This is a genomic window from Eudoraea sp. (assembly GCF_049665975.1).
Classification (GTDB): Bacteria; Bacteroidota; Bacteroidia; order Flavobacteriales; family Flavobacteriaceae; genus Eudoraea.
Genome location: NZ_JBATGR010000080.1, coordinates 1 through 13,962, shown reverse-complemented (window position 1 = coordinate 13,962; position 13,962 = coordinate 1). Strand labels below are relative to the sequence as shown.

Here is a 13,962-nt window from a genome sequence, read left to right as displayed (position 1 = left end):
ATCCTAATGATCAAAATATCTGGTTTGCAGGTGCACCGGCTGGTGGCCTATGGAAAAGTATCGATGCAGGTAGCACCTGGACTACCCTTTTTGACGATTTTCCACAGATTGGAGTCTCCGGAATTGCCATAGATAAGAATGACTCCAATATTGTATATATAGCTACCGGAGACGATGATGCCGCAGATTCATACAGTATTGGCGTATATAAATCCCTGGATGGGGGAGTCACATGGAATGAAACAGGCTTAAATGCCAGTAATACAGATTATAGTTGGGTAATGAATGAAATTACTATAGATCCAACCAATTCTGATATCATCTGGGTTGGAACCAATAAAGGACTATTAAAATCTGTGGATGGTGGAGATAACTGGGAAACAAAAAGAAATGGGAACATAAAAGATTTTAAGCTAAAACCCGGAGACAACAATACTGTCTACGCTGTGTCAAGTAGTTCATATTATAAATCTACCAATGGGGAAGATTTCTTTCAGGTTACTGATAACCTTCCCACAAGCTCGGGAAGATTAGTCTTGGGGGTAACCCCCGCTAACCCTGATGTCGTTTATATTCTAAGCGCAAATGTACAACAGCAGGGTTATTCCTTTCAGGGATTCTATAAATCAACAGACAGCGGTGAAACATTTACGCGAAGTCTAAATAATACAGATATTCTTGAACGCAACCAAGCCTGGTATGATCTTGCTTTGGAGGTTTCCCCAATAGATGCGAATGTTGTTTATACAGGAGCAATTAACATTTGGAAAAGCACAAACGGAGGTGACTCTTTTAACCGCCTAAATAACAATGATTCAGATGTAACACCAGCCTATACCCATGTAGATATCCATACTTTAAAGATCTTTAATAATAAGTTATTTGCAGGTACAGACGGCGGATTATATGTATCTGAAGACAATGGAATTACTTTTGCCGATAAAACCAATGGAATGGCCATTACACAGTTTTATCGAATTTCAATTGGCAAAAATAATGCTGCTAAGATAGCAGGCGGCACTCAGGACAACTCAGGTTTTGTCTATAATAATCAGGTATGGAATATATTCTCAGGAGGAGACGGCATGGATTATGAAATTGATCCTACCAATAGCAATCTCATCTATGGTTTTGCACAAAATGGTATCGTCTTGTTCATAACCACTAATACCGGTCAGAATCTTGGGGGTGTTTCACCTCCGTTGGATGATAATGGGGATCAAATTAGCGGCAATTGGGTCACACCCCTTGCAATTAGTAGTGAAGGAGATGTATATTCCGGTTTTGACGCTGTTTATAAATTATCTGGCAGTTCCTGGGAAAAAGTCTCAACAACCATCGGCTCCGGAAATATTGATGATCTGGAGGTTGACCCTAATGACCCTATGACACTTTTTGTTGTACAAGACAATTTTTTATATAGGAGCCAGAATGGCGGGGCTACCTTTATACCTTTAAAAGGTTTTGATTCTGATATTTCAGACATCACCATTAATAGCAATGATTCCAATATCGTTTATTTAACTACCTCAGGTTTGTTCTCTGACACACTCCCCGATTTTGGATCCTCAGATGAAAGGGGTATATATAAAGTTACTATAAATGGGAATACAGCCACAGCTGAAAACATTACCTATAATATTCCTACAGATCTGGCATTTTTATCCATAATACACCAAGGCCGGGACACGAACAATCCAATATTTGTGGGCACAAGTGGCGGAGTCTATCGTTTAGACGATACCCTCACAGAATGGGAAGATTATTTTACCAACTTGCCCTACACTGGTATAAGTGATTTGGAAATTAGTATTGATGATGAAGTTATTGTAGCAAGTACTTACGGAAGAGGTGTATGGCAATCACCAATTGATATTCAGGTCCCTGACGACGACATTAAATTAGTGTCTGTTTCACCAATCCCGGGCAACGTCTTGTGCGGTGAAATCTTCCCTGAAATAATAGTTCAAAATAAAGGGCTTAACCCCATTACAGCAGTTGATGTTACCTATTCCATAAATGGGGGTTCTCCACAAGATTTTACATGGAGTAGCGGTACAATTCTTAGCGAAGAAACTGTTTCCATTCCCCTCCCCTCACAGAATATTAATAACATAGGGGAATCTGTACTGGAAGTAACCGTTACCATTACAAATGACACTTATGATGATAACAATAGTGTCTCAAGTACATTTTACGTGAATGACTTTGGTATTGGCGATTTGGTAAACACTTTTGAAACAGTAGAGGAAACCCTGGTCACATATAACCAAACCGGGGGAGTAAGCACATGGGAAAAAGGCATCCCCAGCGGGGCTGTTCTTAACGAGGCAGCTTCAGGAGAACAGGTCTATGCTACTAATTTGGATGGCAGGCACCCAGACGAAACTGCGTCTTACCTGGTTAGCAACTGCTATGAACTTTCAAATATTTTAGCGCCAGTTCTTAAGTTTAAGATGGCTTATGATTTAGAACCAAATTTTGACATTGTTTATGTAGAATACTCGCTTGACGACGGCACTTCATGGAATGTACTCGGTACAGTAGACAGCGAACCCAATTGGTATACCAGCGACAGAACCAACGCTTCCTCCGGGGATGAAGATGATTGCCAGAATTGCCCTGGCGCCCAATGGACAGAAACAAATGCAACGATCACCGAATATGCCTATGATTTTGCTCTTAATGCCGCCAGAGGCGAAACAGATTTGACCAATGAGCAAAACGTGGTATTCAGAATAGCTTTTGTCTCAGATCAGTCAGTAAACCAGGACGGAGTAGTCATTGACGATTTAGTCGTTACAGGGTTTCAGGATGACGACGATGACGATAATGATGGGGTATTGGATGTAAATGACAATTGTCCCTTAATTGGTAATGCAGATCAAGTAGACAGTGATAACGATGGAGAAGGCGATGCATGTGATACTGATGATGATAATGATGGGGTCCTGGATACGGAAGATAATTGCCCTCTTACTGCTAATGCCGATCAGGCAGATGCTGATGAAGACGGAATAGGTGATGTTTGTGACAATGATGCCGATAATGATGGCGTGCCCAATGGAGCAGATGTTTGCCCAAATACGCCTCTGAATGATGTTGTTGATATCACAGGGTGCACTATATTTTCATTAGCTGCGAATAACTTTCAAATACTCACCACCGGGGAATCCTGTAGTTCAAGTAATGATGGCAGTATTACTATAGCGGCCCAGGCCAATTTAAATTATACCGCTACACTGAGTGGTAATGGCAGCAGCCTGGATAGTAGTTTTTCAGATTCTGTATCCTTTACAGACCTTGCAGCAGGTGACTATAGTGTTTGTATTACAGTAGAAGATGAAAGTGGTTACGAATTATGTTATGATATTAACATTACGGAACCTGATGGACTTTCCGTGACTTCCAAAATTAGTTCTGAAGCTAATAAGGTTACACTAGGCCTGTATGGTGGAAAAAATTATATTATTAACCTAAATAACAAAGAATACAGAACTTCAGAAAGTGAAATAACCTTAACACTTACGGAGGTTGAAAATGTTTTAAGCGTAAAAACAGATAAGGATTGTCAGGGTATTTACGAAGAGACGATAGTACTCAGTTCTGAATTATTTATTTACCCCAATCCAATTTCCGAGGGTGAATTAAGTTTATATCTGGGTAATAGCAATTTAGATGAAGTTGAATTATCTTTGTATTCCGTAAATGGCACAAAAGTTTTTACTAAGACTTACCGTGTTTCGGAAAATGAGGTGAAATTTAATGTAGACGGCCTTTCCAGGGGGATTTACATGTTAAATATTAAAACCAATAAATCATTACTGAATTATAAAATAATAAGACGATGAAATTAAAATATGGAATTTTCGTATTAGCCATTTTTTTTATTGCCGCCTGTGGAGGTAGTGATAATAACCCTGATGCTAATCCCGATCCGGATCCGGTGCCCGCTCCTTTGGCAGCAACCCTGGTATTTCCGGACAATAATACCGAGTGCAACGAGGGTGTGGTAGTAAATGAGACTCAAAGCACTGTAACTTTTGATTGGAACGCTTCTCAAAATACAGATAGCTATGAAGTTAACCTAAGAAATCTGAACACCAATACAAGTTTAACGACTAATTCTAACACTAATTCTGCCGATATCACTTTGCAACGTGGTGTACCATATGAGTGGTTTGTTGTGTCTAAAGCAAATGGCACCAATGAAACTGCTTCCAGCAGCATCTGGAAGTTTTATAATCAAGGTGCGGGAGTTGAAAACTATGCTCCTTTTCCGGCTGAAGCATTGAATCCTGGGCGAGGTGAAACTATTAACAATTCCGGAACAGTACAATTAGAATGGTCTGGTAGCGATGTGGACAATGATATTACAGAATATGATGTTCTCTTTGATACCGTTAGTGATCCTTCTGCTTTATTAGGTTCTACTTCAGATACATTTATCGACGCCACTATAGCAACAGGAGTTTATTATTGGCGTGTAATTAGCAAAGATAGCCAGGGCAACAGTTCTGAGTCTGAAATTTTTGAATTCAGCGTTCAATAAAGAATACCTGGGAAGAATAAATAATAATGATGCAATACTATATTGAATTGTAATAGTCCATTAATTTAATCAGATCAGCCTCTTTTTTTAAACTCAGCCCTTCATCTTTAATATAAGCCTGAACCTCATTTTTTTTATCTGCTAAAGAAGTTAAAATATCACTTTTTTTAAGTCTGATTTTCTTGGCTGTTTTATCTCCTTTTTTGATATAATAGGAGCTAACATCAATAAAAGTGGGAGGAACCGTTCTGTCATAGGAAGTAGCAGGAATCCTGCCCTTTTTTAATTTTATCTCGGGTTTATATAGCAAAACCGCCGTGCCTTCATTTAAGGGATTAAAATAACTGGATCTGTTATTTCCTTTAGCATCTTCGTAAAGGTAAATTCCAAATACTTTAGCGCCTATTGTTGCTTTTATATAAGATCTTTTTAGCAATGGAAATGATTCATTTCCTCCCTGTATTACCTGAATCTCATTTCTAAAAGCATTAAAGCGCATTTTTCCACGCAGTTCTACTTTGCCCCTTATACTTACCTCACCCATCTTATAGGTTTCATCAAAATATTCAGATCCCTCCGCATCCAAATCTGAATAATCAGCATTTTTCGTTAGAAATGATACTGCCCCACCATAGGGTGAGCCAAAACTCACAGGGCCAGCCTGCGAATAACAAAGCATTGGTAGTGCCAACAAAATGAAATAGAATCGAACTTTCATAGTCAATTTTTAGCTGCACAAAGATACCTTATTATATATCCTTGTATAATATATTAAATGTTATAATATCCATAAGATTTAACCTCATTGAACAGTCTCCAAAAAAGGAGGACATTCAACATCAGATCTGCTCATACTAAACACTTCCCGATAAAAAATTTTATTGGCTAATAGGCAATTTAAATAATAGTAAAATACTTTTTTCTTAATGGAAATTCTACAGTAAAAAGAGAGAAACTTATTGCCAAAAGAAAAGCCGCACTAAAAATAGGCGGCTTTACAATTACCTTATATTGGTTTATTTCTCTGTTCTAACTGTGATTATTGGTTACAGAAATCAATAAGAATAGGTCCTGCCCCTGATCCTTGCGGATAATCGGCTACAACATTTCCACTAGGAGCAACGATAGTAAAAGAAATTTCGCCGTAAAAATCCCCTGGGAAAAACCACTCTGCAGATTCAACACCCGCCGGAATAGTAATAGTTGCAGAGCCACTTGAGAATTCAGGTGTACAGTCGTATGGTGAAGCCACATATGGATTGCATAGCCCCACTTCAAAAACCTCTCCTGTGCTCAAGGTACAGGTAAGGCCCGACCCTCCATTTCCATCGTCGGTTTGCCAGCCATCCCCAAAAGAATCCTCCATATTCACAATCCAATCACCTGCAGTCGGTGCAGGAGGACATTCTCTAAAGAACTCGACGTTTAAGGTTGAATTAGTAAATGTAATATCATTTGAACCTGAAACATCAGTTAAATTAAGTGTCAAAACGGTTGATCCTGACTCTGGCAATGCACTAAAGTTACTGGCAATTGTTATGGTACCAACAAAAGAGCCGGCAGGTATTACCAGATCACCACCAATTGTATATTGATCGGATGTCGCCGTTGAAGACGGGTCAACTGCCAAAGTAATAGTTCTTTCACTATCTGTCTTGGTCGTCACTGTAACATCTACGTCTACGGATGCTCCTTCTGCAGGAGTACCAAGTAAAGCAGAAGTAAGGCTAAATTGGGCCAGTGTCTGTCCGTTTACAGTATCGTAAATAGGAATATCATTATCCGCGCAAGATACCACTAAGAATATCCCAACAAGGAAAGTCGAAATTTTATAAGAAAGTCTTTTCATCTTTTTTGTTTTAAATTTTAATAACCTTCGTTCTGTTCCATATTGGAATTGGCATTAATCTCATCTATCGGAATAGGAAGTTGAAATCTAAAATCCCCGGCGGATAACGTAAGTACCTCAGCTGGTGTCCCGGAACCATCAATTATGTCTCCAAAAACAGACCTGTTAATTGCCTCTCCTCTACGTTTAATGTCAAAGAAACGGTGTCCTTCAAACGAAAGCTCAACCCTTCTGTTAAATTGAATTGCATCTTCCAGTGCTTGTCCGCTTTCACCACCGGTATAAGAAGTATAGCGCTGGTCTCTCAATTCATCTAGACTGGCAAGGGCAGCTGTTTCAAGTCCAAGTTCATACTGAGCTTCCGCTTTGTTTAAAAGCACTTCAGCCGCACGCATTACTTTTATATCCACACGCCCATTTACCTGACCTGTTTCCCCAAGGAATTTTTTAACTGCATTATAATCGTTCCCCTGGTTTGTGCCAATAAACTGCATTACATTCCTTCTTAAATCATTGGCGTCAACATTAGTAAAAAATTCAAGGTCTATTGCATACTCCGAGATTGTTGACGAAGAATTAGACTGACTGTATAGTACACCTACATTAGCGAAATTGCTTTCAGATGTAGTATTAACAGCCCATTTAACAACAATACCTGCTTCATTAGAATCAGTGTATAAACCATCTAATTCCGCCGGAGTAGCTAAAGGTGTAGTCACCTGATTTGCAGCTGCAACAGCTTTTGCATACTCCCCATTGTATAGGTATACTCTTGATAAAATTCCAAAAACACTATTTCTGTCCAATCTGCCTTGTCCATTAGCGTCTCCTATCAACAAACTGGCCCTTTCAAGGTCATCAATGATTTCTGAGTAGTTACTGGCTACAGGTTCTCTGGCAGGCTCCGCTCCAGGATCCCCGGTATCACCATCCTCTACTTTTACATAGATAATTCCTGGTGAACTATTAGCATCCGCACTCTGTGTTGGTATTTTTGCAAAAAGGCGTGCCAGGTCAAAATGTGCCAGAGCTCTTGCTGCCAAAGCTTGTCCTAAAATATTATTTTTTTCCGGACCATCTGCAAGGTTATCAATTTGCCCAATGACAAGGTTAGCTGCGTTCACCGCCTCATATGCCTCACTCCAATACAGTGGAATTGCACCAGCAGTATTGGCAACATATCTGTAATCGAAATAGTCTTCATTTGAAGTCCGACCTGTCTGTACCAAGATCACATTATCTGAAAGGATATCAGGAATTCCCTGCAATCCGGAATCGGAATCGGAATAGTATAGCCAAAACTGTCGGTAAATTCCGTCAACGCCATTCTGAAATGTAGCAACGGAGTTAAAAAATGTCTCCGGATTACCTTCTATAAAAGGCTGCAATTCATTGATTTCGTCATCACAGGCAAAAAAACCGAATGACAAAAACAAAAACGATAATTTAATTATATTATTTTTCATTTCTTTATCTGTATTTTGTTATTAAAATCCAATTTCTACCCCAAAGGTATAGGATTGTACTTGAGGATAACTGAATAATGAGAATTCTCCGGGTACAAATCCGGGATCACCCTCTTCAGCTGTTTCTGCAGAACCCAAACCAATCTCAGGATCTCCATTGTAATTTGTAATTGTTAATATGTTCTGTCCCGTAATAAATACGCGGAAGGAATCTAATCCGGTATTGTCCAGCAATTTCGTTGGAAGCCTATAATCTAAAGTAAGGGTTCTTAGTCTTACATAATCTCCCCTTTCAAGGAATCTATCGGTAGCCTGATCCGCAGTGTTTTGAAATAACGGGCTGGGCAATACATTCTGATCTCCGGGTTGCTTCCAGTAATTAAAGGATTCAACTCTTTGGTTCCTGTTTATGTTCCCAATCGCAACACCTGCTTGCCTCTGGAAGTTAAGAATATAATTCCCAGATTTGTAGACAAAATCAGCCCGTAAGCCAACTCCTTTAAATCTTAATGAGGTAAAAAATCCTCCTTCTAAATTTGCCTGAGGAGATTTACCGGGTAACAATACCTGGAATCCAGGACTGTACTGACTAGTAACTACGCCATCTGTATCCAAATAAAGCGGTTCTCCATTCGCAGGATTTACACCGGCATAACGTTCCAAGAAAAAGGAATTAATTTCTTCACCTTCCCTAAGGATGGTATTTCCATTAATAATATCTTCTCCATTAACCAGGGAAACTACTTTGTTGTCTATGATTGCCATATTACCTCCTAAAGTCCAGGTAAAGTTCTGATTCCTTATAATATCTGCACTTATGGAAATTTCAAAGCCGCTATTCTCAACCTCACCAATATTGGCTAAAATAGAATTATCCTCATCCCCAATGGTTTGGGAAATAGGCCTGTTTAATAGTAGATCCTTCGAATTTTTCTTAAAGTAATCTATTACACCGCTAATACGGTTGTTTAACAATCCAAATTCTAAACCAATATCCAGGATAGCCTGTGATTCCCATTGAATATTAGGATTCCCAACTCCAAGAGGCACTGCAGCAGTAAAGCCGTTATAGGTACTAAAGCCCAATAAATTTAAATATTCAAAATCACCAATATTTTGGTTACCTGATGTTCCGTAAGAAGCCCTAAGTTTTAAATTGTTAAAAACAGAACCTTCCATCCAGCTTTCACGGGCAATATTCCATGCGGCACTACCACTGTAGAATGTACCATACTTATTATCAGGTCCAAACCTTGAAGAACCGTCCCTTCTGATGGAAGCTGAAACAACATATTTACCGTCATAATCATAGTCTGCAAAAAGACCTAAGGAAAATAATCTTCTCCTTTCTTCAGTGGAACCTGCGCTTGTTGCTTCTGCAGCTACATCCTGATATGGGAAATCCGGAGAGGGGAAACCTCTACTCGTAGCAAACAAGTCGGTAAAGATGCGTTCGTTATATTCAAATAAACCACTAACCGTCAAATTATGAAATCCACCGTAAGTATCACTATACGTTAATAAATTATTTACGTTGTATTCCAAAGTATTATCGAAATTATCTGTCTGAGTCCCGGGAAAATTGGCATCGCCAATAAATCCTTGCAGCACTCCTCCTGATATAGAACGACTGGTCCTGTTAAACCTGTTGTTTGTAGCGCCAATGGAAAAACGGTTTGAGAATTTATCAGAAAACTTAATGTCCGCAAATAAACTACCTATGATAAGGAAGTTTCGTTCATTCTCAGGCTCTGTTTGTATTGCAAGAGCTATTGGGAAACCGGTAGTCGTTGGATTATAAACAGGATTCCCCTGCTCGTCAAGGACAACATCGTTATTTCCATCTCTTAAAAAAAGTGGATCCCATGGATTGTAGTCATACAATCCCCTGAAAGGGTTCTGTACGTTATTCCTATCCCTAGTTAATTCTTCATAACTCCTGGCAAATGAAAGATTGGTGCCTATATTTAACCATTCTTTAGCCTGGTACGTAGTATTCAGACGTGCTGATAGTCTTTCAAATCCTTTAATATTTTTTACAATACCTGTATTTTTGTCATAACCAAGACCTAGAAAGTAAGTAAGTCTTTCATCACCTCCGGAAACTGATAAATTAATAGATTGAATTTCTGACTTGCGAAGAAGTTCCTCTTCCCAATTGGTGTCATTTGCAAGAAAGTTTTGCAATTCCGCCGGTGTAGCAGAAGCTCCCGGAAGGCTTAGCGCTGCATTAACACCAAGATCTGCAAACTGGCGTTCCAGCTCCAATTTCTGTGATGCATTCATAATATCAAAAGGGTCTTTAATACGCTCCCCAAAACCATAGGAAGATCTAAGTACTACCTTAGCATCTCCTTTTTTACCAGTTTTGGTAGTAATTAAGACAACCCCGTTTGCCCCTCTGGAACCATATTTAGATATGGTAGCCGCATCCTTTAGGATAGAGAAAGTTTCAATATCATTCGGATTTAAGTTATTAACGAAATCTGCTCCTACAGGAATTCCATCAATTACATATAAAGGAGTAGTATTGGCATTAATGGAACCAACACCCCTGATCTGCACAAATGCAGTCTGGCCAGGCCTGCCGTTTGCAGCAGTAACCTGAACACCCGCAGCTTGACCCTGGAGAATGTTATCAATACTCGTTGATGGCACAAATGCCTCAATGGTCTCCGTGCTTATTGTAGAAACCGCCGAGGTATTTAGTTCGCTTGCTTTTGAACCATACCCAACAACTACAACTTCCTGGAGAGTTTCTGCATCCTCTTCCATTTTCACGTTAATAACATTGGCTGCGCCAATGATCATGTCCACAGTTTTTTGTCCCAGGTAACTGAAACGCAATACCTCGCCTTCTCCGGCAGTAATTGTATAGTTACCGTCAAAATCTGTCTGTGCTCCATTAGTGGTTCCTACAACCACAATGGATACTCCTGGTAAAGGAAGATTGTCCTGATCTGTCACATTACCGGAAACTGTCTTCTGTTGTCCATAACCAAAAGACATTGTCAACACCAAAAGAGGCGTTAACATCCAAGTTAACTTTGATCTCATTTAAATAGAATTTTTGAATTAGTCGGGTCAAAAGTCTCAATTAAAAGTTAACTATGCAAGAAATATATAGGTTGCAGGTTATTTTATGTTAAAATATGCCTAATTATTACGATATTCTAAAAATAAGGGCGAGATAATTATATTATGTTTAATTTTTATGCAAATAAACGGATATATTTTAAAATCTCGTAAATTTTGAGGCAATATAAGTCAGGAAAATGTTAAAATACTATCAGGAAAAAGAATTTGAAGCAGGAACAGATGAAGCGGGTAGAGGCTGCCTGGCAGGACCGGTTACTGCAGCTGCGGTAATATTGCCAACCTCATTTGCAGAAGAATCTCTTAATGATTCAAAGAAATTATCCGTATCTACCAGAAACAGGTTGCGCCCTCTTATTGAGGTTAGTGCAACTTGTTATGGTATTGCACATATACAAACAGATGTAATTGATGATATTAATATTCTTAACGCTTCAATCCTTGCTATGCACAAGGCTATTGGCAAGCTGTCTAAAGTACCAAAGTTTTTAATAGTGGATGGTAACAGGTTTAAGCCTATTAATGAAATCCCTTATAAATGCATTGTAAAGGGGGATAGCAAGTTTCAAAGTATTGCTGCAGCATCAATATTGGCTAAAACCTATAGAGATGCCTTTATGGAAAAAATACATGAAGAATTTCCGATGTACAATTGGAAACAGAACAAAGGCTATGGTACCAAAGAGCATAGACAGGCAATAATAGATTACGGCATTACCAAATATCACAGAAAGAGCTTTAAATTATTCCCTGTACAATTAACGCTTAACATATAATATACCCCATTCAGATATTTCATTTGAGTTAAATTCCCCGAAAGCCATGTCGTTTTTATATCCTAAATAACTTCCCTGCTTGTGGCATAGATAAAAGTAGATAAAGTTATAAATTTGCCACAAAGCATTATACATGAGATTTAAATTAGTTTTCACATTCATTGTTTTTTGCATCCTCTCCTGCCAGAAACAAAAAGAATCTACAACACCCCTTTTAGATTATCTCCCTCAAAATGCTTCGGTAATAATTAAAGTTAACAATCTGACGAATTTAAAAAGCGAGCTTAAAAACAATGACTTTTTAAAGCCATTGTATTCAACAACAAATTATGACCATATCCTTGGAAGGATCAAAGTACTTGAACTTGTTCAAAGTGATACCAGCGGCATCCTTGCCTTTACTGAAATTGATTCTATAAATTCCGAATTCGTTTATGTTTCTGATAAACCACTGAGTTTTATTAATCCTGATAAGGATAAAAGCCCCACCATTGAAGCGGTCTCTTATGAAGGCAGAAGTTATAATAGATATGAAATAGAACAAAGTACTTTTTTTAGTATTGAACTGGATCGGCAAATAATACTTGGATCATCTCTTAATCTAATAGATGCAATCATTAATAACATTAATACCGAAATTGACCCTGTTCTAAATTCGCTGTTTGAAACTTCGAATATTGATAAATCTGCTTCTGTTTACCTGAATCTGGAACAAAGTAATTGGATGGATGAATATGTTCTTAAAAAAGATACTACAATACAATTTTCAGGTTTTGCAGATTGGGTAACCTTTGATATAGAACCTTCTCAGGACTTCCTGCAATTGAATGGTATATCAATTGCCAAAGATTCAACAAAAAACTTGCTTGGTTTATTCAAGAATACAAGACCTGCGATTGGCAACTTAGGTGCAAAAATGCCCGCAAATACAGATGCATTTATTTCCTTTTCTTTTGATAATTATGATGTTTTTGCCCAAAATCAGAAAGACTACTTAGAGGCGGCGTTTAAAAGAGACAGTGTTTTCAACACCGTTGAAGAAATTGGCGTTCTGTTTATTGAAAACAAAAAAGCAGTTATTTTAAGCACCTATGGCGCAGAAAACATCACCCGGTATCTGGAGGATAAAAGCAGCAACAATGCTATATATATGGGTCGTGAAACTTTCGAACTTGTCAGTAATAAATTTCTTTATGAATACTTTAATCCGCTGCTTAAGGAGTTTAAAGCCAATTATTATACTATTCTGGAAAACACTTTTATCTTTTCGGAAGAGCTTGAGGTCTTACAAGGGGTAATTCGGGATAATAGTAGTGGCTCCACATTTGATAAAAGTATGTTATATGAATCTGCACATAAAGTTCTCGCAGATGAATCGAGTATTGTTTTTATGGCTAATGCAAAGGGCATGGCAGATATCCTGAAAATGCATTGCACTAAGGAACTATTAAATGATTTTAATAAAACAGAAGCTTCCAATTATATTTTTGCCGGACAAATTGTGGCCGATGCAAATTTTTATCATACCACCCTGCTTATTCAAAAAAAGTATAAGGAAAAAGAGAGGAATACTATTTCGGCGCTATTCCGGGTAGAATTAGATAGCGATTTAGCTACTAACCCCCAATTTGTAAAAAACCACAGGACTAACAAAAAAGAAATTGTGGTACAGGACCTGGAAAATAATTTGTATTTGATATCGACACAAGGCAAAATATTATGGAAAAAACAATTAAAAGGGAAAATACAAGGTAAGGTAAGTCAGGTAGACCTATATAAAAATGGACGATTACAACTAGCCTTTACCACCGGGAATGAGTTCCTGATTTTAGATAGAAACGGCAAAGAAGTAGCACCTTTTAATATGAATTTCCCTGGCGGCAACTTAAATGAACTTGCAGTATTCGATTATGAGGGCAAAAGAAATTACCGCTTTGTCATTACCCAGGGATCAAAAGTTTATATGTATAATTCAAAAGGTAAGATTGTAAGGGGTTTTAAATATACAGATACAGGCAGTCCGGTTCTTGCGGCACCCAAACATATTAAAAGTGGTAATAAAGATTATTTGGTTTTTATGTTGGAAAATGGAGAACTTAAAATAATGAATCGCGTAGGTAATACGCGAGTTAAGGTATCTGAGAAAATTGAATTTTCCTCTAATAACACTTATTTATACAAAAATAATTTTATCGTAACGGATAAAAAAGGTACCCTCTATTC

General features: G+C 38.1%; 8 protein-coding genes. 4 read left to right on the top strand and 4 right to left on the bottom strand.

Annotation, left to right across the window (positions count from 1 at the left end; translation table 11 throughout):
- Together WBN20_RS03460 and WBN20_RS03455 are read left to right on the top strand one after the other, a co-directional pair.
- On the top strand, positions 1 to 3,851 hold a 3,851-nt coding region (locus WBN20_RS03460; protein WP_424280707.1), incomplete at its 5' end, for a thrombospondin type 3 repeat-containing protein.
- Positions 3,848 to 4,552, top strand: coding sequence for a hypothetical protein (locus WBN20_RS03455; RefSeq protein WP_424280706.1), 705 nt, complete (start codon positions 3,848 to 3,850; stop codon positions 4,550 to 4,552). The genes WBN20_RS03460 and WBN20_RS03455, both read left to right, overlap by 4 nt.
- Before the next feature lie 37 nt (positions 4,553 to 4,589).
- On the opposite strand, the gene WBN20_RS03450 is transcribed toward WBN20_RS03455, so the two are convergent.
- The 4 genes from WBN20_RS03450 to WBN20_RS03435 all read right to left on the bottom strand — a co-directional run bounded on the left by WBN20_RS03450 (position 4,590) and on the right by WBN20_RS03435 (position 10,924).
- Entirely contained in the window at positions 4,590 to 5,270 is a 681-nt protein-coding gene (locus tag WBN20_RS03450; protein WP_424271087.1) for a hypothetical protein, read from the bottom strand.
- A 321-nt stretch (positions 5,271 to 5,591) separates the two neighbouring features.
- Positions 5,592 to 6,401: a hypothetical protein gene (locus WBN20_RS03445; RefSeq protein ID WP_424271086.1), complete on the bottom strand. Its 810-nt coding sequence runs from the start codon at positions 6,399 to 6,401 to the stop codon at positions 5,592 to 5,594.
- Positions 6,402 to 6,418: 17 nt separating this feature from the next.
- Positions 6,419 to 7,867: a RagB/SusD family nutrient uptake outer membrane protein gene (locus WBN20_RS03440; RefSeq protein WP_424280705.1), complete on the bottom strand. Its 1,449-nt coding sequence runs from the start codon at positions 7,865 to 7,867 to the stop codon at positions 6,419 to 6,421.
- Positions 7,868 to 7,888: 21 nt separating this feature from the next.
- The gene (locus tag WBN20_RS03435) at positions 7,889 to 10,924 is read right to left on the bottom strand and encodes a SusC/RagA family TonB-linked outer membrane protein (protein WP_424280704.1); all 3,036 of its coding nucleotides are present in this window, start codon (positions 10,922 to 10,924) and stop codon (positions 7,889 to 7,891) included.
- 218 nt (positions 10,925 to 11,142) lie between these two features.
- On the opposite strand from WBN20_RS03435, the gene WBN20_RS03430 reads away from it, so the two are divergent.
- On the top strand, positions 11,143 to 11,739 hold the full coding sequence (locus tag WBN20_RS03430; protein ID WP_424280703.1) for a ribonuclease HII: 597 nt from the start codon (positions 11,143 to 11,145) through the stop codon (positions 11,737 to 11,739).
- Between the two features lie 133 nt (positions 11,740 to 11,872).
- The coding region (locus tag WBN20_RS03425) for a ribonuclease HII (protein ID WP_424280702.1) at positions 11,873 to 13,962 on the top strand (2,090 nt) is incomplete at its 3' end.